Source organism: Burkholderia sp. JPY481, from assembly GCF_038900515.1.
GTDB lineage: Bacteria > Pseudomonadota > Gammaproteobacteria > Burkholderiales > Burkholderiaceae > Paraburkholderia > Paraburkholderia youngii.
This window is the reverse complement of the sequence record NZ_JAYMRT010000026.1, coordinates 13728-37323: the sequence shown is the minus strand read 5'-3', so window position 1 is coordinate 37323 and position 23596 is coordinate 13728. Positions and strand designations below refer to the sequence as shown.

Below are 23596 nucleotides of genomic sequence, written 5' to 3'. Positions count from 1 at the left end.
AAACGCTCAAGTTAATCCGCTTCGCGCCGATATAAACAGCTGCGTTTAGCGCGCAAACGTTTAAAAGGACGGTGATGGTTTGGCTCGCAAGATTGAAGAAGGTACTGTCGGTCGCCGACGGTGACCGTGCGCTGATGCGTGCGCGCTTGCACGCATTCAGCCGCCAGGTACCGCTTCTCTACTTCATCCTGCTCGTCAACACGGCGGCGGTCGCGGCGACGCATCTGGACAGCGCGCCGGCCTGGCTGTCGATGTATATGCCCGGCGCGCTCGCCGCGCTGTGTGTGCTTCGCTGCGTGCGCTGGTGGCGCAACCGCAACCGGACGATGACGGACGCCCAGGTGGTCCGCGAATTGCGCGGCGTGACTTGGATCGTCGGCCTGTTCGGCGTCGCGTTCAGCGGCTGGTCGCTGCTGTTGTTCCCGTACGGCGGTGCGTACCAGCAGGCGCAGGTCGCGTTCTATATGGCAACGACGCTGGTCGGCAGCATGTTCTGCCTGATCCATCTGCGCAAGGCCGCGCTTCTGCTGCTTTGCATCGTCATCCTGAGCTTCTCGGGGTTCCTCGTGTCCAGCGGCTCGCCGGTGTTCTTCGCGATGGCCGTCGACATGACGCTGGTCGGCGTCGCGCTCGCGGTGGTCATCCAGCTTTACTGCCGTACGTTTGCGGACGCGGTGCAAGCGCAACGCGAATTGCAGGCAAGCCAGCACAACACCCAACGGCTCAGCGACGACAACTACCGGCTCGCCAACATCGACAGTCTGACCGGCCTGCCGAACCGGCGCAGCTATTTCGCGGCGCTGAGCGCGATCCTGGATCAGGCGCTCGAAACCGGCGGCGGCTTCAACGTCGGGCTCATCGATCTCGACGGCTTCAAGCAGGTCAACGACATATATGGTCACGCGAGCGGCGATCTCGTGCTGCAGGAAGTCGGCACGCGGCTGGTGTCGATCAGCGAGACGGGCCTGATGTTCGCGCGTCTGGGCGGCGATGAATTCGGCGTGCTCGTGCGTCACAAGATGTCGAACGAAGCGCTGGTCGAATTGGGGCAGCGGATCTGCGACGCGCTCAGCAAGCCTTACCAGGTCGCCGACAATGTCGCGGAGCTGTCGGGCACGATCGGCTGGGCCGCGTTTCCCGACGCGGGCACGACGGTCGCGCAGGTGTTCGAACGCGCCGACGCCGCGCTCTATGTCGGCAAGGAAAACCGCCGCGGCATGCCGGTGATTTTCTCGACCGAACACGAAACGCAGATGCGGCGCCTAAGCCTCGTCACCCAGGAGTTGCGCCACGCGGACCTCGAAGCGGAGTTGTTCCTCGAGTTCCAGCCGATCTACGATCTGCTCACCCACCGGCCGATCGGCCTCGAAGCGCTCGGGCGATGGCATAACGCGCGGCTCGGCATGGTCAGGCCGGAGGAATTTATTCGGATCGCGGAGCGTACCGAGCTGATTCTCGGCATCACCGATGTGCTGCTGCGCCAGGCGCTCGCCGAAGTCGCACAATGGCCGGCCGATCTGTATCTGTCGTTCAACCTGTCCGCGATCGATATCTCGACCTCGGCACGCGCCCGCCGCCTGATCGACATCGTCGCGGCAAGCGGCGTGTCGCCGCATCGCGTGACGTTCGAAATCACCGAAACCGCATTGACGCGCGATTTCGAGCAGGCGCACAGTGCGATGACGATGCTGAAGCAGGCTGGCTGCCGCATGTCGCTCGACGATTTCGGCACCGGCTATTCGAGCCTCAGCTACGTGCACCGCTTGCCATTCGACGCGATCAAGATCGATCGCAGCTTCGTCTCCGACGTCGATACCAACAGCGCGTCGAAGAAGATCATCAAATCCGTGATCGACCTGTGCCGCAACCTCGGACTCGAATGCGTGGTGGAAGGACTCGAAACGCCGTTGCAGGCCCAGGTCGTGAAGGCGCTCGGCGCGCGCGCGGTGCAAGGCTATCTGTTCAGCCTGCCGATGCGGGCAAGCGCGGTTGGCACGTTCCTGTGGACCGCGCTCGCGCAAAGCCATGCGGCGGAGACGCATTCGTAGCGCTCGAACGCTGCATGGCAGCGCCGCTCAGTACGCCAGCTTCGGATACCAGTCGGTGCCGCGGCCGCCGGGGGTCATGTCGAGGATTGTCCATAGCGGCATCAGATCGGGCGCGCCGCGCGGGTCCTGCCCGGGGTCCGACGTCGATGGCCCCATCTCCTCGGCCCAGAAGTGCCGCACGACGCCGCCCGCGCGCGTGAATACGTTGAGCGCGGGAACGTCGTCGCCGGCGGGATCTTCGGCTGCGTAATCGCGATTGAACGTATTGCCGCCCGACGAATAGAGCCGCAGATGCCGCCAGCCGCGCTCCTGCTTGAACGCGACGAGTCTGTCGATCGGCGAGCGGCCGATCACCACGAACGCGACGCGCTGCAGGATATCGGGCATTTCGCCGTCCCACGCACTCAATAGCGACGTGCACATCGGGCACGGCCGCGCGCGTTGCGGTCCGAACATCCAGTTGTAGGTCACCAGTGTGTCGTGCGCGCCGAACATCTGCGATAGCGTGACCGGGCCCGCTTCGCCGTCGAAGCGGTAATCCTCAGGCACGATGCCGCCCGCCGGCAGCGCGCGGCGCTGCGCGGCGACGCGCTCGATCTGGCGGCGCAGCTCGATCTCCTCGGCGAGCAACGCGTTGCGCGCGCGTCGGTATTCGGCGCTCTCGCCGGGAAAGCGTTGAGGCAGGTCGGCCAGTTCGCGGGCCGGTTTTAGCGTATGCATCGATGTGTTTGCGTCGTTCATCAGCCATCTCCTTGTGAGAAGTCGTGCGAAAAACGGACGGAAGACGGGCGGCTGCCTGTGCATTGCCACCCTTCCTACAAGCGACGACGAATGAGACCGCGGAAAATCGACAGGCCCAGCGATGATTTTTAAGCGGCAGCCTTTTGCGGCGGTATTGCCAGCGGTTCGGCAACGCACTCGCGAGGCGCCACCGCAAGGTATGCTTGCGCCAAACAGCACGCCCATTACACCCGCCAACACCACGCGGCACGCGCGCCACGCACGACGCGGCCGCCTTGGGGAACGCCCATGCCGCTTCGTCTGCCACCCCTGCCCGCGCTGCGTTTTTTCGAAGCGGCCGGCAGGCATCAAAGTTTCAAGCTCGCCGCCGCCGAGCTGAACGTCACGCCGAGCGCGATCAGTCATGGCATCGTCGGACTCGAGGAAGCGCTCGGCGTCGAGCTGTTCGTGCGCGAGCCGCGCGGCATCTCGCTGACGGCGGTTGGCGCGGATTATCTGTCGTACGTGTCCGAGGCGTTTTCGCTGATCGCGATCGGCACACAGCGTCTGCCCAATCACCGCGCGGATCGGTCGATCACGCTCAGCTGCGCGCCGACCTTCGCGTCGCGCTGGCTGCTGCCGCGCCTCGCGGGTTTTCGCGCGCGCTGGCCGAACATCAACGTGAGCGTGGATACGTCGCGTCGCCAGGTCGGTTTTCCGGTCGATGGTTTCGATTTCGCGATCCGCATGAGCCGCGCGCCGGTCGCAGGGACCGCATGGACGCGGCTGTTCGGCGAGCGTTTCGTGCCGGTGTGCAGCCCCGCCTACGTAGCGACGCTGCGCGACGAGCAGGGCGTCCCCAGCCTGCGACGCGCGACGCTGATTCACGTGAACGCCGCCAGTGAAGACTGGCAGGCGTGGCTCGATGCAACCGGCACCGGCGGCATCGATATGGACGGCGGCTTGCACGTCGACACGATCCAGCTCGCCTTCGAAGCGGCCAGCATGGGTCTCGGCGTGGCGCTCGGCCGCAAGCCGCTGGTCGATGGCGATCTGGCGAGCGGCGCGCTGGTCGAGGCTTGCGCGCCTACCATCGCATCCGCCACCGCGTACTGGCTGGTCAGCGCGGAGAATGCGGACAGCGCGATCCGGCGCCCCGAGCTCGCCGATTTCAGGCGCTGGTTAGTCGACGAGGCGGCGGCTTTCGACGCGCAAACCGACGCGGCCGCGGACGGCGACCTGGCAGCGCACAGGTGAGCGGCGCTCACCTGTCGTCGACATCTTTTCCTTTGCCGGCCACGCGGCGGGCTGCGACGATGGTGGCCAAGGAGAAGCCGCCATGTCGACCACCCGCCCCACGCAACCCGCCCCCGCCCTCGCTCCGGCGACGACCGCCACCACGACGATCGTGATCGTCGCGGCCGCGCTGATCCTGAGCGCCGCGATGGGCATCCGTCAGACCTTCGGCCTGTTCATCGGCCCGTTCTCGTTCGACCGCGGTCTGCCGGTCACGCTGATCGCCTTCGCGATCGCGCTGCACAACCTCGTGTGGGGCTTCGCGCAGCCGTTCGCGGGCGCGGCCGCCGATCGCTACGGCTCGGCGCCGGTGGTCGCGTTCGGCGCTTCGACGTTCGCGGCCGGCCTCGCGCTGTCGGCGCTCGCGCCGAGCGGCGCGCTGCTGGTGATCGGCATGGGGCTGCTGGTCGGCATCGGCGTCAGCTGCACGACCTTCGGCGTGGTGTTGCCGGCAGTCGGCCGCATGGCGTTGCCGGAGAAGCGCAGCGTCGCAATGGGCCTCGTCAGCGCCGGCGGCTCCGCCGGGCAGGTGCTGATGGTGCCGCTCGTGCAAGGCATCCGGCTGCACGCGGGCATCGCGACCTCGCTATTCGTGCTCGCGTTCGTGATGCTGCTGATCGCGCCGCTCGGCATCGTGCTCGACCGTCGCGCGCAGATACAGGCGGCGGGCCAGGCCCGGTTCGACGACGCGCCCGCAACGCCGTTGCGCGAAGTTCTGTCACAAGCGACGCGCCATCGCGGCTACCGCCTGCTGACGCTCGGCTTCTTCACCTGCGGCTTCCAGCTTGCGTTCATCGCGACGCATCTGCCCGCGTATCTGACGCTGTGTCATATGCCGATCGGGCTGGGCGCCACCGCGCTTGCGCTGATCGGCCTGTTCAATATGGCGGGCAGTTGGGCATGCGGTTGGCTCGGCGGCCGGTTCCGCCAGCATCATGTGCTCGGCTGGCTTTATCTGATTCGCAGCGCGACGATCGCCACGTTCTTCGCGCTGCCGAAAAGCGCGGTGTCCGTGGTGATTTTCGCGGCCGTGATGGGTCTGACGTGGCTCGGAACCGTGCCGCTGACGAGCGGGCTCGTCGCCAAGGTGTTCGGCACGCGTCACCTCGGCAGCCTGTTCGGCGTGTGCTTTCTGAGCCATCAGATCGGCTCGTTTCTCGGCGCGTGGCTCGGTGGCCTCGTGTTCGATCTGACGGGCTCGTACTCGCTGATCTGGGTAGCGACGGTCGCCGCGGGATTGCTTGCAGCGCTGCTGCATTTCCCGATCGACGACACGGCGGTGACGACGCCCGCGCGGCATGCGCCGCGTCCCGCGCAGGCGTGATGCAGATCGCCGCTAGAGACGCTGAAGCAATGCCGGTCGCGGCTACTTCCTCGGCGCATCCGCGGCGGCTTTCGGCACGCGCCCCATCAGATAGAACTCGTCGTTCGGACGCATCGAGATTACATTCGCCATCCGGTTCGATAGGCCGAAAAACGCGGTGATTGCCGCGATGTCCCAAATGTCTTCATCGGTGAAGCCGTGGCCGCGCAGCGTCTGGAAGTCTTCTTCGTCGACCGTGCCGGACGCGCGGCACACCTTCAGCGCGAAATCGAGCATCGCCTTCTGGCGCTCGGTGATGTCGGCCTTGCGATGATTGACCGCAACCTGGTCCGCGAGCAGCGGCGCTTTCTCGTAAATGCGCAGAATCGCGCCGTGCGCGACCACGCAGTAAAGGCAATCGTTGACCGCGCTCGTCGCGACCACGATCATCTCGCGCTCGCCTTTGGTGAGACCGCCCTCTTTCAGCATCAACGCATCGTGATAAGCGAAGAACGCGCGAAATTCATCGGGCCGATGCGCGAGCGTCAGAAACACGTTCGGCACGAAGCCGGCTTTGTCCTGCACTTCGAGAATGCGGGCGCTGATGTCTTCGGGCCACTCGCTCGGCTCGGGGACCGGGTAGCGGCTGATGGGCTGAAGCGTGGCCATGCGCTGTCTCCGTGATCTTGGTCGGGGGTATGCCGATCATTGTAGCAACGCGTTTTGGCGGTCGCCCGCGCTTCACCTGGTCCGATATTGCCGCCCGAATCGTCTAGACTTTCAGTTCGGCATGCATGAAGCCGCCCGGCACGGCGGCGACGAAAGGAGCGACCATGTCAAACGTCAGGCACGACGCGCGGGCCCCAGTGATCAAGGTGCGCCCGGAACGGGAAATGGCGACGATGCAGCGGTTGCCCTATTTCGTCGGCATTTCGGCGGGCACCGCGGGTGCCACCGGACTGTCGATGTATATGGTCGTGGTCCCGCCCGGCGGCCATGCGCAGCCGCACTATCACGCCGACTACGAAACCGCGATCTATATGCTCGAAGGCAAGATCGAGACGCGCTATGGCCCGGGCCTGCGCGAGTCGGTCATCACCGAGCCGGGCGACTTCCTGTTCATTCCGCCCGGCGTGCCGCATCAGCCGTTCAATCTCGATGCGAACGCCGCGGCGCGCGCGATCGTCGCGCGCAATCACGCGGACGAGCATGAGCGCGTGGTGCCCTATGATCCCTCCGAGGATGCGTAAGGCGACAGGCCGCTTTTTGGACCGCCTCGCCTGAAGCGAAGCAAATCCCGCTGCTCAGTCCGCGTTGATCCACTTGCCGCGCGGCGCATGCACGCGGCATGGCGGTTCGCCATGCGCATTCGTCGCTCGCGCGCCACTTTGTCGGCGCACTTTCATAACGCCGACTCGCCACCTGTGCTTAAATCCGTCTTTCGCGTCGCTAGAGGCTCGTATCGGCCTCGGCGCAGACGATTCTTTTCCCTTTATCTGGCTTATCAGGAGCGCGGTTGTGTGGCATTTCCCGGTCGCTATTCCACCGTCTGCGGGCGTGTAGGCCGTCTTCATGAGCGTGCTCGTCACGCAGCTCGGCATGCCGATTCCGGCCGCGCCGATGCTGATTCTCGCGGGAACGATGGCCGCGGTGGGCGAAGCCTCGTACATCAACATGATCTGCGCGGCGGTCGGTGCGACGCTGATCGCCGACTCGCTGTGGTTTTTTACCGGACGCGCGTATGGCCGCCGTCTGCTCAATTACCTCGTGCGCTTCTCGCTGTCGCTGGACACCACGGTGCGCGTCGCGCGCAATACCTATGAGCGCTATGGCGCGCCGATTCTGACGGTCGCGAAGTTCCTGCCCGGTCTCGGCCTGATTTCCGCGCCGCTGCTCGGCACGACCGCGATCGGCGTCGGCGTGTTCTTGTTGTGGGACATGGTCGGTGCGGCGCTGTGGGCGAGCGTCTGGATCATCGGCGGGGCCGCTTTGCACGATGAGATCGTCCAATTGATGCTGTTCGTGCGGCGCAACGGCGGCACGATCTTCGATACGTTCGCGGTGATCTTCGCGGCGGTTCTGCTGTATCGCTGGCTGCGCCGTTTGCAGTTTCGCCGCTGGCTTGCGCATGCGCGCATTTCGCCCGATCAGCTCGACGCGATGATGAAGTCGAACGAACCGCCGCTGATTCTCGACGCGCGCCCGCATTCCGTGCGCGAAAAGGAATCGCATCGCATTGCCGGCGCACGGCCGCTCGATCTGGAATCGCCCGATCCGATTCATCCGGAGTATCTGAAGCGGCCGATCGTCGTCTATTGCGTGTGTCCGAACGAAGCGACCGCGAAGCGCATCGTCAGGCAAATGCACCGCAAGAACATCCATCATGTGCGAGCCCTTAAGGGCGGACTCGACGCATGGGAAAAGCGCGGCTATCCGGTCGAGCCACTGCCACCCGACTTCAATACGGCGATGGCGCACATGCTCGAAGACAAAGGCAACGAAGGCGAATACACAGTGCGCGCTCGCCTCGCAGAGTGAACGAATAGCAGACAAATCAGACGGCATCAAACTTGATGCCGTTTTGCCAAAAACAAAAATAAATTGACGGCATTTTTAGCTCGTATATCCTAGCTATTGGGAGATCGCGTGAGCGGCGCTGCGAATTAAGCCTTTACCGTTTCGTACCGTTTCTTCTCGCTCAACCCGCGTCCTGTTTCTTCAATATCCGCTCTGGATTGGAAACAGACCGTTCAATACCCTCAACTACGCCAGTCGAGTGTCATCGTGAGAGTCCGAGGCCCTTTGGTGAATTGGAATCGCAGTCAGGCGCGTTGTATTTGCGCTGACGGCGCCAGCGCCGACGGCAGCAACGGCAGCCTTGCGTTTCGCCGCTTTCTGTCCGTCATCACAGTTCTGTCGCGTCGCTCCGTTCGACGCCGCAACGTCCTCTCCGCACGCGCGTTCATCGCGGTGCGCACAGACGAAGTCGCTTCGCTGCTGCCGTAGCGCCTCTCTTCTTAAGTCTCTTTTCGCTGTTCGATTCGTCCATTTGCACGCGTTTTCGCGAGCTGTCTGCTTGCGTTCGCGCGGCGCTGACTGATTGCCGCGCATCGCGACGGATTCAATCGAACCGCTTCTAATCTGATTAGCGCTGTGCGTGATTGCGCGGATTCGCTCTGGCGTCGGCTCGCCTTCGCGATTTCCCATTTCGTCGCGCGCGCTATTTAACGCCGTTTACGTGGTGTGCGGCGTGGGCTCGACACGCCTATTCGTTATGCGAAACCAACCAATAGTAGGAATCACCGCCGATAGAACGATGCTCGGCGCTCATCCATCGCACGTGGCCGGTGAAAAGTACATCGCCGCGATCGTCGAGGGCTCGCACGCGCTTGCGATGCTGGTACCGGCTTTCGGTGAACGCCAGTGCAGCGACGATGTGCTCGCCGCCGTCGACGGCTTGCTATTCACCGGCAGCTATTCGAACGTCGAGCCGCACCGTTACGGCGGCACCTCGAGCGAGCCCGATACATTGCACGACCCTGCGCGCGATGCAACCACGCTTCCCCTAATCCGCGCGGCGGTTGCGGCGGGCGTACCGGTTCTCGCCATCTGCCGCGGTTTGCAGGAAATGAACGTGGCATTCGGCGGCACCTTGCATCAAAGCATTCATGCGGTCGGCGGGCTGAACGACCATCGCGAGAACAAGGACGACTCGCTCGACGTGCAATACGCCACGTCGCATTCGATCGTGCTGACGCGCGGTGGCATGTTGCAGCGCCTTGCGGGCGGCGCCCACGAAGCGCGGGTGAATTCATTGCACGCTCAGGGCATTGCACGACTCGGCGCAGGCCTCCAGGTCGAAGCACTCGCGGCGGACGGCCTGATCGAAGCAATCAGCGTCAGCGACGCCCGCGCATTCGCGCTCGGCGTGCAATGGCATCCGGAATGGAGACACGCGGACGACGCGTTATCGACCGCGATATTTCGCGCGTTCGGCGACGCCTGTCGCGAGCGCATGAATACACGAATCCCTGCACGCGTGACCCAGGTTGCGGATCAAAACAGAGAGAAAAATCATGCATGACATCGACGATTTTCTGAAAAAGCATCACGTCACCGAAATCGAAGCAATTATTCCGGACATGGCCGGCATCGCGCGCGGCAAGATCATTCCGCGCAGCAAGTTCGAGTCGGGCGAATCGATGCGTCTGCCGCAGGCGGTGATGATTCAGACCGTGACCGGCGACTATCCGCAAAGCGATTCGCTGACCGGCGTCACCGATCCCGACATGGTGTGCGTCCCCGACGCGAGCACGATCCGGATGATTCCGTGGGCAGTCGACCCGACCGCGCAGGTGATCCACGACTGCGTTCATTTCGACGGCACGCCGGTCGAAATCTCGCCGCGCTGCGTGTTGCGCCGCGTGCTCGATCTATACAAGGCGCGCGGCTGGAAACCCGTGATCGCGCCGGAACTCGAGTTCTATTTAGTCGATATGAACCGCGATCCCGACCTGCCGCTGCAACCGCCGGTCGGACGTACGGGTCGCGCGGAAACCGGACGCCAGGCGTATTCGATCGAAGCGGTCAACGAATTCGATCCGCTGTTCGAAGACATCTACGAGTACTGCGACGTGCAGGAACTCGAAGTCGACACGCTGATACACGAAGTCGGCGCCGCGCAGATGGAAATCAATTTCATGCATGGCGATCCGCTCAAACTCGCGGACAGCGTGTTTCTATTCAAGCGCACCGTGCGCGAAGCGGCGTTGCGCCACAAGATGTACGCGACCTTCATGGCGAAGCCGATGGAAGGAGAGCCGGGCTCGGCGATGCACATGCATCAGAGCCTCGTCGATATGGAAACCGGCCGCAACCTGTTTACCGCCGCGGACGGTGAGCCGACGTCGCTTTTCAGCGGCTATATCGCCGGTTTGCAGAAATACACGCCGGCGCTGATGCCGATCTTCGCGCCGTACATCAACTCGTACCGGCGTCTGTCGCGCTTCATGGCCGCGCCGATCAACGTCGCGTGGGGTTACGACAATCGCACGGTGGGCTTTCGCATTCCGCATTCGACGCCGGTCGCGCGCCGCATCGAGAACCGTATTCCGGGTGTCGATTGCAATCCGTATCTGGCGATTGCCGCGACCCTGGCCGCCGGCTATCTCGGCATCACGAAACGGCTCGCCCCGACCGATCCGCTGGCGAGCGACGGCTATGCATTGCCTTATCAATTACCGCGCAATCTCGAAGAGGGTCTGACGTTGATGAGTGCATGCGAGCCGATTGCCGAAGTACTCGGCGAGCAGTTCGTCCGCGCGTATCTCGCGTTGAAAGAGACCGAATACGAAGCGTTCTTCCGCGTGATCAGTTCGTGGGAACGCCGGCATTTGCTGCTGCACGTGTGAGTGCCGATGGTCAATCGGTCAATGAGAACCTTGAAAAGACGGAGGCAGTATGAGCTATAAGACTGACGACGTAATGTACGCGGAAAAGGATGCACCGCAGCTTGGCGGCGCGATAGACACGCTGACCTCGCAAGCCACATCGCGCAGCACCGCCGAATACCGCGCACTCGATGCCGCGCATCACATCCACCCGTTCTCGGATATGGGCTCGCTCAATCGCGCGGGCTCTCGCGTGATCGTCAAGGCGCAAGGCGTGTACCTGTGGGACTCGGACGGCAACAAGATCATCGATGGCATGGCGGGACTGTGGTGCGTGAACGTCGGCTACGGACGCCATGAACTCGCCGACGCCGCCTTCCGGCAGATGCAGGAACTGCCGTACTACAACACGTTCTTCAAGACGACGCATCCGCCGGTGATCGAACTGTCGGCGCTGCTCGCCGAGCTGGCGCCCGCGCCATTCAATCACTTCTTCTACTGCAACAGCGGTTCGGAAGGCAACGACACCGTACTGCGCATCGTCCATCAATACTGGGCGACGCAACGCCAGAGCGCGAAGAAGTTCGTCATCGCGCGCAAGAACGCTTATCACGGGTCGACGATCGCGGGCGGCACGCTCGGCGGCATGGCGTATATGCATGAACAGATGCCGTCGAAAGTCGAGAACATCGTGCATATCGATCAGCCTTATTTCTTCGGCGAAGCGGCAAGCGGTCAGTCGCCGGAAGAATTCGCGGTCGCTCGTGCGCGGCAGCTGGAAGCGAAAATTCTCGAACTCGGTGCCGACAATGTCGCCGCGTTTATCGGTGAGCCTTTCCAGGGAGCGGGCGGCGTGATCTTTCCGGCCGACACTTATTGGCCGGAAATCGAGCGCATTTGCCGCAAGTACGACGTGCTGCTCGTCGCGGACGAAGTGATCGGCGGCTTCGGCCGAACCGGCGAATGGTTCGCGCATCAGCACTTCGGCTTCGAGCCGGACCTGATCACGCTCGCGAAGGGACTCACGAGCGGTTACGTGCCGATGGGAGCGGTCGGCCTGCATGATCGCATCGCCCGCGCACTGATCGACAACGGCGACTTCAATCATGGCCTGACCTACTCCGGGCATCCGGTCGCGGCGGCCGTCGCGCTTGCCAATCTGAAACTGCTGCGCGACGAGAAGATCGTCGAACGCGTCAAAGCGGATATTGGTCCGTATTTTCAGAAGAGACTGCGTGAGACCTTCGCCACTCATCCTGTCGTTGGCGAGATCAGCGGCGCGGGCCTCGTGGCGGGCGTGCAACTCGCCGAGAAGCCGCTCGAGCGCAAGCGCTTTGCGAATGGCGGCGATGTCGGCGCGCTATGCCGCGACTTCTGCTTCAACGGCAATCTGATCATGCGCGCGAGCGGCGACCGGATGTTGCTGTCGCCTCCGCTCGTGATCAGCCGGCCGGAAATCGACCAAATCGTCGCGAAGGCAAAAGCGGCGATCGATGCGACCGCGCGGCAGATGGGCATGCTATGGTAAGGCGGATGAATGAGCATGCGACGATCGCGTCGTACAGCGTGTCATTTCTTTTATCCGTTCAACGCATCACAGGACCCACCCATGACCCACCACATCGTTTTGCTCCCTGGACTGCTCTGCGATGACGCAGTGTGGGCCGATCAGCGCGGCGCGCTTGGCGCGATCGGCGACTGCTTCGTGCCCGACTACGGCATGCGCGACTCGCTCGGCGCGATGGCCGAACACGTGCTCGAGTCGGTTTCGGGAGACCGCCTGCTGGTCGCGGGTCATTCGATGGGAGGACGGGTCGCGCTCGAAGTGTTCCGGCGCGCACCGCAACGCGTCGCCGGGCTCGCGTTGCTCGACACCGGCTGCACGCCGCGGCCCGCCGGCGAGGCCGGCGAAAGCGAGCGCGCGCAGCGGCTGAGGCTGCTCGAACTCGCGCGCACGAAAGGCATGCGCGCGATGGGCAACGAGTGGGCGCCCGGCATGGTCAACGCCGATCGCCACGATGAGCCCGTCTACGAGGCGGTGCTCGACATGATCGAGCGAAGCACGCCAGATAAATTCGCGGCGCAGATCCGCGCGTTGCTGGATCGTCCCGATGCGACCGCTCTGCTTCGCGACATCGCGTGCCCAACGATGATCGTGTGCGGCCGCGATGACAAATGGAGTCCGTTGGCGCGTCACGAGGAGATGCACGCGCAGATTCGCGGCTCGAAGCTTCGCGTGATCGAACGAAGCGGTCACATGTGCACGATGGAGCGGCCCGACGATGTGACAGAAGTGCTGGTCGAATGGGCTCGGTGGGCAACCGGGTTCGAAGCCGCTCGTTGATCTTTCGCTTTCCGTTCGTCAACTTCGACAAGGTCATTCAGTCATGAACGAATACTGCATGTTCAAGGGAAAACTGCTGCGCGCGGCGCCTTTCAAAGATTCGTACGTGGGCAGTCCGCACTATGTGATTACGGTTACCGGCAACGACAACACGCCATTCAATATCGTCGTCAATTCGGCGTCGACGCAACCGGGCGCAAGCGGTAACGACGACGTGTACTTCTATGCCGATCTGAACTTCGCCGATCCGCTCACCGCGAAACTGCAGGCCCTGAACCTCGGCCTCTACACCAGCGGCTTTCCGCGGCTCGATTACTTCCAGGACAGCAGCCTGCTCGACATTCACCGCATGCGGCCAGTCCCCTACGAAGATCAGAACGGCAATCGCGCCGACGTCAACGACATCGTCGACGAAATCCTGACCATCGACGAAAGCAAGCCGTCGCAAAGCCTGCCTTACGACAACGGCAGCGGTCAGTTGCATAACCGCGATTTCTGGACACCGACGACCGCAGGCATCGTCGTCTATGGGTTCGGCTTTCTGTTTCTGCCGAAGAAGGACGGTCTTCACGAAACCCACATGAATCAGGGCAATCCGCGAGGGCCGCACTACAACGAAAACGGCGCGTTCCAGGACGGCGCAGTGATCGTGCAGCGCGCCGATGGATTTGCCGCGATGTTTACCGCGTTCCAGACGCAATATTTGCCGACCGATGCAGCCGGCGATCCGGCCGCGAATGCGGTGGCATTGCCCGTTTATATCCAACGAGGTTGATAGCGTCGCTACGTAAGCCGGGGCATCGCGACGGCCCCCGCCGCATCGATCAGCGCGCGGTCGCGGCGCTTCGCCGCGGAATATGCCGCTGCACTACCGCCAGCGCGATCAGCACGACGACCATCGCGATACCGAGCATCAGCAGATAGCCCGATGCGCCGCCGGCCGTGATCACCGCGGCGCCCGCGAACGCGCTCAGAATCGCGCCGACGCGGCCGACCGCGAGTGCCGACGCGGTGCCCGTTGCTCGCACGCCGGTCGGATAAACGTAGGCGCACAGCGCGTACATCGTCGATTGCACCGCATTGACGAACAGCCCGTGCAAGCCGAGACCGACGATCATCAACGCCGTATGCCGCGTCGCGCTGACGCCGAGCAGCATCCATGCGCTCGCGACGCCGCCCGCGCAGCACAGCAGCAGCGGCCAGCGCGAGCCGTAGCGCCCGATCGCCAGCGCGCACAGCACCGCGCCGATTACGCCGCCGAGGTTGTACGCGCTCAGGCCATAGCCCGCGAGCGACACGCTCAAACCCTCGCTCGTCAGCATCGACGGCAGCCAGCTGAATGCCGCGTATACCGCGAGCAGGCACATGAGGAACGCGCCCCAGATCGCGACGGTGTCGCGCGAACGGCCGTCGCGAAACAGCGCGGTGAAGCCGACGTGTTTCTCGGCGCTTTGTTCGCGCACGTCGGTAAAGCTCGCATCGGCCGACACGTCGCGCGCCATGCGCCGCAGCAGCTTCGCGAGTTCTGGCCAGCGATGCGGACGGCGCGCCATAAAGCGCGGCGATTCCGGCAGCGCGGCGACGAGCACGATGCCGAGCACGAGCGGCAACACCCCGCCCGCGACGAACAGACCGCGCCAGCCATAAACCGGCAGCACCTGCCCGGCGAACAGTCCCGCGACCATGCCACCGAGCGGCACGCACAGAATGGTCGCCGTGACCGCGAAGGTACGAAAACGCGCGGGCGTGAACTCGGCGGTCAGCGTCGTCGACGTCGGCAGCGCGCCGCCGATACCGAGCCCCGCGATAAAGCGCAGCGCCGCAATCGCCGCGACATTCGGCGCCAGACTGATCGCGCAGGTCGCGAGACCGAACACGAACACGCTGCCGATCACGGCCCAGCGGCGTCCGAAGCGATCGGCGAACAGTCCCGCGAACGCGGAGCCGATCCCCATGCCGATCAGCCCCGCCGCGACCACCGGCGCAAACGCATTGCGCGTGATGCCCCACTCCTTGATCAGCATCGGAATCGCAAAGCCGATCAGCTGGCTGTCGAAACCATCGACGACGATCGACAGCGCCGCGAGCACCACCGCGATTTTCTGCAGCAACGTATAGGGGTCGTCGTCGAGCGCATGACCGATATCGACCGTGTTGCCGCCGCGCGCAATGCCGGCGAGCGCCGCATCGTCGCGCGCGGTCGAGGCCGAGGGCGCGGCCGAAGCGGGAGGAACGTAATTCATCGACATGTCTCCGTTGTTTGCGCTGCGCGCGCGTTGTTCGATTTTTGGTGTCGGCAGTTAGAACGGATAGTGACGCGGCGTCGTTTGCAGCGTGACCCAGCGCAGATCGGTGAACTCCATGATCCCCGCCTTGCCGCCGAAGCGGCCGAAGCCACTCGCCTTCACGCCGCCGAACGGCATCTGCGCTTCGTCGTGCACGGTCGGACCGTTCACGTGACAAATGCCCGACTCGATGCGCTTCGCGACGTTCAGCGCGCGCGCCGTGTCACGGCTGAACACCGCCGCCGACAGGCCGTACTCGTTGTCGTTCGCGCACGCTATCGCGGCTTCTTCGCCGCGCACGCGCACGATCGGCTTGACCGGGCCGAACGATTCGTCGTGATAGATGCGCATGTCCGGCGTCACGCGATCGAGCAGCGTCGCGGGCATCAACGTGGTTTCGCTCTTGCCGCCGCACACGAGCGTCGCGCCTTTGGCGAGCGCGTCGTCGATCAGCGCATTGCAGCGCTCGACGGTGCTCATGTCGACCACCGAGCCGAGCACGACCGGCCTCTCGCGCGGATCGCCGAGCGGCAACGCGCGCGCACGCGCGGCGAGCCGTTCGACGAACGCATCGGCGATGCTGTCGTCGACGATGATCCGCTCGGTCGACATGCAGATTTGCCCGGAATTGGCGAACGCGCCGAACACGGCCGCATCGACGGCAGCGCCGATATCGGCGTCGTCGAGCACGACGAGCGGCGCCTTGCCGCCGAGTTCGAGCACCGAGGGCTTCAGATTGCGCGCGCAGGTTTCGGCGATCAGGCGGCCCACTCGCGTCGAGCCCGTGAAGTTCACGCGCCGCACGGCCGGGTGTTCGATCATCGCGTCGACGATGCGTGCGGCGTCGGCGGGCGCATTGGTCACGAAGTTCACGGTGCCGCGCGGCAGACCCGCCTGCTGCATCGCCTCGATGATCAGGCCGTGCGTCGCCGGGCAGATCTCCGAGCCCTTCAGCACGACCGTGTTGCCGCATGCGAGCGGCAGCGCGATCGCGCGCACCGCCAGAATCACCGGCGCGTTCCACGGCGCGATGCCGAGCACGACGCCCGCGGGCTGGCGCACGCCCATCGCGAGACTGCCCGGGACGTCGGACGGAATCAGTTCGCCCGCGATCTGCGTAGTCAGCGCAGCCGCTTCGATCAGCCCGGCCGCCGCGAGATGCACGTTGAAGCCGGCCCAGATGCCCGATGCGCCGGTCTCGGCGGCCATTGCGGCGGCGAACGCGTCGGCCTTCGCTTCGAGCGCGTGCGCGGCCTTCGTCAGCAGCGCGCGGCGCTCGCTCGGCCCGAGCGCGGACCACACCGGAAAGGCGGCAGCGGCCGCATCGACGGCGGCGACGGCATCTTCGACGGTTGCGGCCGGCGCGCGCGACGCGACTTCGCCGTCGAGCGGATTGCGGCGCTCGAAGGTCGCGCCGTTGCGCGCCTGTAACTGCTCGCCGCCGACCAGCATCGATACGTTTTTCATCGTAGGACTCTCTTCGTTTCGTGAATCGGAAATGCCGTTACGCGACGATCGCCTCGACGAGCGTGGGACCGCTTTTCCCGTCAGCGTCGGTCAAAGCGCGACGCAACACGCCAGCAAGCTCAGCCGCCTCGCTGACGCGCACGCCAGGGCATCCCATGCCCGCCGCGATCGTCACGAAGTCGAGCCCCGGCAGATCCGTGCCCTGCACGGTCTCGTTCGGCGCGAAGCCGAACACCGGCGCGAAATCCTGCAGCGCCGCGTAGCGCGTGTTGTTCAGGATCACGTACGTGATCGGCAACTGCATCTGCGCCGCGCTCCAGATCGCCTGGATCGAGTACATGCTCGAACCGTCGCCGATCAGCGCGATCACGCGCTCGCCCGGCCGCGCGAGCGCGACGCCGACCGCCGCAGGCATGCCGTAGCCGAGGCCGCCGCTGTCCATCGTCATGAAAGTGCCGGGGCGCGCGATCGGCAGATAGGTCTGCATGACGGGGCGCGAGCTCGGCGCTTCCTCGACGACGATGCCATCGGGATCGCGCACTTCGGCGAGTGTTTGCAACGCGAATGCGACCGACATCCGCGCGCCTGGCGCCGGCGGCAGCGCACGCGGCGCCACGGCGCGCGGCGCGGGCAACTCGCGCGCTCTGGGCGCGGCGCGCGCAAGCAGGTCCTGCACACCGAGCCGCATGTTGCCGACCGCGGCGATGCCTTGCGGCGTCCACGCCGCGACGCCCGGATCGTCGATCAACTGGCACAGCCGCGAGCCCGGCGGCACATGCGGACCGCTGCCTTCGACGTGATACGTGAAGGCGGGCGCGCCGATCACGAAGATCGCGTCGTGCGCGCCGAGCATCTCGACGATGCGCTCGCGCATCGCCGGCAAAAAGCCCGCGAACAGCCGATGCGTTTCGGGGAAGCTGCAACGCCCGGTCATCGGTGCGACGTAGACGCGCGCGGCATGCCGCTCCGCGAGCCGGACGACTTCCGCCGCCGCACCCGCGCGATCGACCGCGCCGCCGACCACGAATGCGGGCCGCTCGCACGCATCGAGCACCGCGCCGATGCGCTCAAGCATCGCCGGATCGGGACGCATGATGTGCGCGACCTCGCGATCGGCCACCCGCTCGGCCGGCTGATCCCAGTCGTCGGCGGGGATCGATACGAACACCGGGCCGCGCGGCTCCTGCATCGCGATCGCGTACGCGCGCGCGATCGCGAGCGGCACGTCCTGCTCGCGGGCCGGCTCTATGCTCCATTTCACGTAGGGCTTCGGCAATTCGGTCGCCTGGGTCGCGGCGAGGAACGGATCGAACGGCAGGATCGAGCGGGCCTGCTGACCCGCGGTGACGACGAGCGGCGTGCGGTTGCGAAACGCGGTGAAGATATTGCCCATCGCGTTGCCGACGCCCGCCGCCGAATGCAGGTTCACGAGCGCCGCGTTGCCGGTGGCCTGCGCGTAGCCGTCGGCCATGCCGACCACGACAGCTTCCTGAAGACCGAGCACATAGCGGAAATCAGCGGGGAAATCGCGGAACATCGGCAGCTCGGTCGAGCCGGGGTTCGCGAAGATCGACGTCATGCCGACGCGGCGCGCGAAGTCGATGACCGCGTCGCGTACGGTCCATTGGCTGCCCTGCTCTATTGTGTGTGCTGGCTTGTGCTGCGGCGCGCTGCCTGTCATGCGAGGTCTCCTGTGTGATGAGCGCGAAAAATCGACAGGCCATTATCACGGCCACTGGGGTAACCGAAAATTGCCTAATTCGCTAAAAGGCATTACCTTTCGGCATGACTTACAACCTTCAACAACTGCAGGCGTTCGCGGTGATCGTCGAGAGCGGCAGCCTCGGACGCGCCGCCGAAGCGCTGCACATCACACAGCCGGCGCTGAGCCGGACCATCCGCCGTCTCGAGGAACAGGTCGGCGCGCCACTGTTCGAGCGGCACTCGCGCGGCATGCATCTGACCGCGGTCGGCGAAGCACTGCTGCCGCACGCGATCCTGTTGCAACGCGAAGCCGAACAGGCGCGCGAGGAAATCGACGCGATGCGCGGCCTCGCACGCGGCACGATCCGCGTCGGCGCGGTGGGCAGCATCGCGAGCCTGTTGTTGCCGCTCGCGGTCAGCGGCGTGTTGACGAAGTGGCCGAACCTGCGCGTTGAGATCATCGAGGGGGTGTGGGACCGGCTCGCCGATGCGCTCGTCAAACGTCAGATCGATCTCGCGCTCAGCATGGCCGTGCCCGACACCGACGAGATCACCGCGATCGCCGATTGCCGCTGGGAAGATGCGAGCTACGTGGTCGCCGCGCTCGATCATCCGCTGCGCGGCAAGCCCGACCTCACGCTCGCCGACACGCTGGGCGAGCGCTGGGCGATTCCGCCGCGCGGCACCGGGCCGTTCGAGCACATGCAGAGCGTGTTTGCCGAGCGCGGGCTGGGTCTGCCGAACGTCGTCGTCGAAACGCGCTCGGTCACGGCGCTGAAGAGCCTGGTCGCGCGTTCGGGCTTTCTGAGCTGGATGGCGTCGACGATGTACGTGACCGAAAGCAAAGCCGGCGTGTTCGATACGCTCGGCGTGCCGGGTGTGGTCGGGCGGCGCACGTTGACCGCGTTCCGGCGGCGCCAGGGCATCCTGCCGAGTCCGGCGGTCAAGCTGCTGGAGCAGTTGCGGCAGTTGACGTCGGAGGGAATCAACACGGGCTGAGCGCTTCGGGCACGCGCCGCCGATCGTGCATCAGTTCAACGGCAACCCGGCGATACTCGGTGCGATCGGCGTGATCGAGGCGCAATAGCCGACCGCTTTACTATTGCTGATCGCCAACACCATACTGTTGTACCTGTTCGTATCCCGCTTCCGAGGAGCCGTCGATGACCACCCAGCTCACCCGCGAATTCGCGTCGAAATTCGCCAATGTCGCGCTCGCTCATCTCACGCGCGAATACCCGAACAAGCTCACGCACTCGCTCGCAGGACCGCAAGACGTGCTGGGGCCGCGCGCCTTGCATCCGATCTTCTACGGTAGCTACGACTGGCATTCGTGTGTGCACGGCTACTGGTTGATCCTGCATCTGCTCGAACGCTTCCCGGATCTGCCCGAGGCCGCGCGCATCGTCGCGGTGGTCGACGAGCATTTCACCGAGGCGAAGGTCGCCGGCGAACTCGCGTATCTGGACCTGCCGCACAACCGCGGCTTCGAGCGGCCGTATGGCTGGGCGTGGCTGCTCGCGCTCAGCGCGCAGCTGCAGTCGATGAAAATCTCCGAAGCCGCGCGCTGGTCGAAGACGTTCGCGCCGCTCACCGAGACCTTCGTCGAACGTTTCGAGGAGTTCCTGCCTAAAGCGACCTATCCGCTGCGCGTCGGCACGCACTTCAACATGGCGTTCGCACTCGCACTGACACTCGATTTCGCGCGGCATACCTCGCGCGAATCGCTCGAAGCGCTGATCGTCAGCACCGCGGAGCGCTGGTATCTGGACGACGTCGCTTGTCAGGCGTGGGAGCCGGCCGGCGACGAGTTCCTGTCGCCGTCGCTGATGGAAGCGGAGCTGATGCGGCGCGTGTTGCCGTCCGCGCAGTTCGCCGACTGGTTCGGACGCTTCCTGCCGGATCTCGGCGCGAAGAAGCCGGCGACGCTGTTCGAGCCCGTCACCGTTACCGATCGCAGCGACGGCAAGATTGCGCATCTGGACGGCCTCAATCTGAGCCGCGCGTGGTGCCAGCGTGCGCTCGCGCGTGCACTGCCCGCCGGCGACGTGCGTCGCACCGTGCTGTTCGACGCGGCCGAACGTCATCTGCGCTGCGCGCTGCCGCATGTGGCCGGCGACTACATGGGCGAGCACTGGCTCGCCACGTTTGCGACGCTGGCGCTCGAAGCCTGAGCGACCGGGAGCGAACTGAACCGGCTTCGAACAAACAAAGCCGTGCTGGTTGGGGCGCTTCAATGCGAAGCGCCCTTTTCTTTGCCCGCTCAAAGTCACTGCCCGCGGCGGTAAAATCGCGCAAGGCAATTGCGCCGCTTAAAAGGTGGAAGTTTGACTGAGTTCGAGCAGGGTTTCATTTTGACCCGGCATTGGCGGGACACGCCCGCCGGCACGGAAATCGAGTTCTGGCTGGCGACGGACAGCGGGCCGCGCCACATCCGTCTGCGCCCCCAGCCGTCGGTTGCCTTCATTCCGGCCGAACATCGCGAACGCGCCGAAACGATCCTGCGCCGCGACGCGCCGCTCGATCTGCGTCCGCTCGAATTGCACGACTTCCAGCATCGGTCGGTCAGCGGGCTTTACTGTGCGCAATACCGGCAATTGAAGGGCTTCGAGAAGCGCCTCCGAGAAGGCGGCGTCGATGTCTACGAAGCCGATATCCAGCCCCCCGAGCGCTACATGATGGAGCGCTTCATCACCGCGCCGGTGTGGTTCAGCGGCGTGCCGCAGAACCATGGCCCCTGGCTCGATGGCGAGCTCAAACCGGCCAACGGATATCGTCCGCCGTTGAAGCTCGTATCGCTCGACATCGAAACGAGCGCGCATGCCGAGCTTTATTCGATCGCGCTCGAAGGCTGCGGCGAGCGGCAGGTGTATATGCTCGGGCCGCCGAACGGCAACGCTGCCGACGCGCTCGACTTCAAGCTCGAATACTGCGAAACGCGCGCGCAACTGCTCGAAAAACTGATCGAGTGGATGGAGCGGCACGATCCCGATGCGATCATCGGCTGGAACCTGGTGCAGTTCGATCTGAAGGTGCTGCAACAGCATGCCGAGCAGTATCGCGTGCCGCTGCGCATCGGCCGCGGCGGCGCGGTGATGGAGTGGCGCGAACACGGTGTCACGCGCAATCACTTTTTCGCGGGCGTGGCGGGCCGTTGGGTCATCGACGGCATCGAGGCATTGCGTTCGGCGACGTGGAGCTTTCCGTCGTTCAGCCTCGAATACGTGTCGCGTTCGGTGCTGGGCGAAGGCAAGGCGATCGACAATCCGTATCAGCGCATGGACGAAATCCAACGCCGCTTCGACGAAGACAAGCCCGCGCTCGCGCGCTACAACCTGAAGGACTGCGAGCTCGTCACGCGCATCTTCGCGAAGACCGAGCTGCTGCCGTTCCTGCTCGAACGCGCGACCGTGACCGGCCTGCCCGCCGATCGCAGCGGCGGCTCGGTCGCGGCATTCACGCATCTGTACATGCCGCGCATGCATCGGCAAGGCTATGTCGCGCCGAATCTCGGCGACGTGGCCGGCGCGGCAAGCCCCGGCGGCTTCGTGATGGATTCGCGGCCCGGCCTCTACGATTCGGTGCTCGTGCTCGACTACAAGAGCCTGTACCCGTCGATCATTCGCACGTTTCTGATCGACCCGCTCGGCCTCGTCGAAGGCATGCTGCATCCCGACGACGCGCACGCGGTGCCGGGCTTTCTCGGCGCGCGCTTCTCACGCACCCGTCACTGCTTGCCGTCGATCGTCGCGCAGGTCTGGCAGGCACGCGAAGCTGCCAAGCGCGAGCACAACAAGCCGCTGTCGCAGGCGCTGAAGATCATCATGAACGCGTTCTATGGCGTGCTCGGCTCGACCGGCTGCCGCTTCTTCGATCCGCGGCTGGCGTCGTCGATCACGATGCGCGGCCACGAGATCATGCACACGACGCGCGAGCTAATCGAGGCGCAAGGCTACGAAGTGATCTACGGCGACACCGACTCGACCTTCGTCTGGCTCAGGCACGCGCACGACGAGGAAGAGGCCGCGCGCATCGGCCGCGCGCTGGTCGAACATATCAATGCAGCGTGGCGGCAGAAGCTGCAGGCGCGCTTCGGTATCGACAGTGCGTTGGAACTGCAATTCGAGCGGCACTACCGGCGCTTTTTCATGCCGACGGTGCGCGGTGCCGAGGAAGGCAGCAAGAAACGCTACGCAGGCCTTACGGTATTGCCTGACGGGCGCGAGGACGTGGTCTACAAAGGTCTCGAAACCGTGCGCACCGATTGGACGCCGCTTGCGCAGCAGTTTCAGCAGGAACTGTATCGGCGCATCTTCAAGCAGCAGCCGTATCAGGATTACGTGCGCGACTACGTGCTCGATACGCTCGCGGGCCGGCTCGACGATCAGCTCGTTTATCGCAAGCAGCTGCGCAGACCGATCGACGCCTACGAGCGCAACGTGCCGCCGCATGTGCGCGCGGCACGCGTCGCCGATGAGTTCAATCGCCAGCAGGGACGTCCGCTGCAATATCAGAACGGCGGCTGGATCAGCTACGTGATTACGGTGGCCGGCCCCGAGCCGCTCGAAACGCTGCGCTCGGCGATCGACTACGAGCACTATGTGACACGGCAATTACAGCCGGTCGCCGACGCGATTCTGCCGTTGCTGCGCGACGATTTCACGACGCTGATGTCGGGGCAGCAACAGTTGTTCTGATCGCGGCCGCGAGCACGGGGCTGCGACCATGGACGAATTGCCTACTTCACCATGGACGGCGTCTCAGCATCGTCGATGGCCAAATATGTCAATCAGGCATTGGCAATCCATGATTAAAGGCGGAAAAAAACTAATCCCTGGTTTTGATTTGCAATCCTATCAGCGGAATTAGAGCGCCAGCATAATTTGAAGTATTCTAAATCGTCGCTTGTCCGCGCAATTGGCCGGATTTGCATTGTTTCTTGACCTAACCCTTTATTGTCCTATAGTGCCATTTGATCCGCCCCGGAAACATTGCGGGGCCGCGGTGCGATATATCTGAGTCTGTAGCCCAACGATCTG

At 64.4% G+C, this 23596-nt stretch carries 19 protein-coding genes and 1 pseudogene; 15 read left to right on the top strand and 5 right to left on the bottom strand.

Annotated elements, in window-relative coordinates:
• Positions 1-74: 74 nt before the first annotated feature.
• A complete protein-coding gene (locus VSR82_RS34740) occupies positions 75-2048 on the top strand; it encodes a putative bifunctional diguanylate cyclase/phosphodiesterase (RefSeq protein ID WP_429455751.1) in 1974 nt (657 codons plus the stop codon).
• Between the two features lie 27 nt (positions 2049-2075).
• Here the strand turns inward: VSR82_RS34740 and VSR82_RS34735 are convergent, their stop codons facing one another.
• A complete protein-coding gene (locus tag VSR82_RS34735) occupies positions 2076-2789 on the bottom strand; it encodes a DUF899 domain-containing protein (RefSeq protein ID WP_368587163.1) in 714 nt (237 codons plus the stop codon).
• Positions 2790-3077: 288 nt separating this feature from the next.
• Here VSR82_RS34735 and VSR82_RS34730 point away from each other — a divergent pair, with 288 nt between their 5' ends.
• On the top strand, positions 3078-4025 hold the full coding sequence (locus VSR82_RS34730; protein WP_429455752.1) for a LysR substrate-binding domain-containing protein: 948 nt from the start codon (positions 3078-3080) through the stop codon (positions 4023-4025).
• Between the two features lie 82 nt (positions 4026-4107).
• On the top strand, positions 4108-5388 hold the full coding sequence (locus VSR82_RS34725; protein ID WP_429455753.1) for an MFS transporter: 1281 nt from the start codon (positions 4108-4110) through the stop codon (positions 5386-5388).
• A gap of 42 nt (positions 5389-5430) precedes the next feature.
• On the opposite strand, the gene VSR82_RS34720 is transcribed toward VSR82_RS34725, so the two are convergent.
• Positions 5431-6036: a peroxidase-related enzyme gene (locus VSR82_RS34720; RefSeq protein ID WP_429455754.1), complete on the bottom strand. Its 606-nt coding sequence runs from the start codon at positions 6034-6036 to the stop codon at positions 5431-5433.
• A 164-nt stretch (positions 6037-6200) separates the two neighbouring features.
• Here VSR82_RS34720 and VSR82_RS34715 point away from each other — a divergent pair, with 164 nt between their 5' ends.
• From VSR82_RS34715 to VSR82_RS34680, 8 genes are all read left to right on the top strand, one after another.
• Positions 6201-6617 (top strand): cupin domain-containing protein, encoded by a 417-nt coding sequence (locus tag VSR82_RS34715; RefSeq protein ID WP_176106472.1) that lies wholly within the window; start codon positions 6201-6203, stop codon positions 6615-6617.
• Positions 6618-6939: 322 nt separating this feature from the next.
• Positions 6940-7905 (top strand): VTT domain-containing protein, encoded by a 966-nt coding sequence (locus tag VSR82_RS34710; RefSeq protein WP_498858497.1) that lies wholly within the window; start codon positions 6940-6942, stop codon positions 7903-7905.
• A gap of 246 nt (positions 7906-8151) precedes the next feature.
• A complete protein-coding gene (locus tag VSR82_RS34705) occupies positions 8152-8373 on the top strand; it encodes a hypothetical protein (RefSeq protein ID WP_233853204.1) in 222 nt (73 codons plus the stop codon).
• Between the two features lie 268 nt (positions 8374-8641).
• Entirely contained in the window at positions 8642-9451 is an 810-nt protein-coding gene (locus VSR82_RS34700) for a gamma-glutamyl-gamma-aminobutyrate hydrolase family protein (RefSeq protein ID WP_429455756.1), read from the top strand.
• On the top strand, positions 9444-10778 hold the full coding sequence (locus VSR82_RS34695) for a glutamine synthetase family protein (RefSeq protein WP_498858496.1): 1335 nt from the start codon (positions 9444-9446) through the stop codon (positions 10776-10778). Before VSR82_RS34700 ends, VSR82_RS34695 begins: the two co-directional genes overlap by 8 nt.
• Positions 10779-10827: 49 nt before the next feature.
• Positions 10828-12285, top strand: coding sequence for an aspartate aminotransferase family protein (locus VSR82_RS34690; protein WP_498858495.1), 1458 nt, complete (start codon positions 10828-10830; stop codon positions 12283-12285).
• Between the two features lie 81 nt (positions 12286-12366).
• The gene (locus VSR82_RS34685; RefSeq protein WP_429455759.1) at positions 12367-13101 is read left to right on the top strand and encodes an alpha/beta fold hydrolase; all 735 of its coding nucleotides are present in this window, start codon (positions 12367-12369) and stop codon (positions 13099-13101) included.
• Positions 13102-13144: 43 nt separating this feature from the next.
• Positions 13145-13876 (top strand): DUF2278 family protein, encoded by a 732-nt coding sequence (locus VSR82_RS34680; RefSeq protein ID WP_429455760.1) that lies wholly within the window; start codon positions 13145-13147, stop codon positions 13874-13876.
• A gap of 49 nt (positions 13877-13925) precedes the next feature.
• Here the strand turns inward: VSR82_RS34680 and VSR82_RS34675 are convergent, their stop codons facing one another.
• The 3 genes from VSR82_RS34675 to mdlC are packed head-to-tail and all read right to left on the bottom strand — an operon-like array spanning position 13926 to position 18534.
• Positions 13926-15344 (bottom strand): MFS transporter, encoded by a 1419-nt coding sequence (locus VSR82_RS34675; RefSeq protein WP_429455761.1) that lies wholly within the window; start codon positions 15342-15344, stop codon positions 13926-13928.
• 57 nt (positions 15345-15401) lie between these two features.
• Entirely contained in the window at positions 15402-16853 is a 1452-nt protein-coding gene (locus VSR82_RS34670; protein WP_429455762.1) for an aldehyde dehydrogenase, read from the bottom strand.
• Between the two features lie 37 nt (positions 16854-16890).
• Positions 16891-18534 (bottom strand): benzoylformate decarboxylase, encoded by a 1644-nt coding sequence (mdlC, locus tag VSR82_RS34665; RefSeq protein WP_429455763.1) that lies wholly within the window; start codon positions 18532-18534, stop codon positions 16891-16893.
• Between the two features lie 104 nt (positions 18535-18638).
• Here mdlC and VSR82_RS34660 point away from each other — a divergent pair, with 104 nt between their 5' ends.
• The 4 genes and pseudogenes from VSR82_RS34660 to VSR82_RS34645 all read left to right on the top strand — a co-directional run bounded on the left by VSR82_RS34660 (position 18639) and on the right by VSR82_RS34645 (position 23254).
• A complete protein-coding gene (locus VSR82_RS34660) occupies positions 18639-19556 on the top strand; it encodes a LysR family transcriptional regulator (protein ID WP_410849427.1) in 918 nt (305 codons plus the stop codon).
• A gap of 16 nt (positions 19557-19572) precedes the next feature.
• Positions 19573-19707 (top strand): annotated as a pseudogene (locus tag VSR82_RS34655) (DUF979 domain-containing protein); the annotation flags it as partial.
• Positions 19708-19720: 13 nt separating this feature from the next.
• On the top strand, positions 19721-20731 hold the full coding sequence (locus tag VSR82_RS34650; RefSeq protein ID WP_368582476.1) for a DUF2891 domain-containing protein: 1011 nt from the start codon (positions 19721-19723) through the stop codon (positions 20729-20731).
• Positions 20732-20884: 153 nt separating this feature from the next.
• On the top strand, positions 20885-23254 hold the full coding sequence (locus VSR82_RS34645; protein WP_498858494.1) for a DNA polymerase II: 2370 nt from the start codon (positions 20885-20887) through the stop codon (positions 23252-23254).
• Positions 23255-23596: the final 342 nt, after the last annotated feature.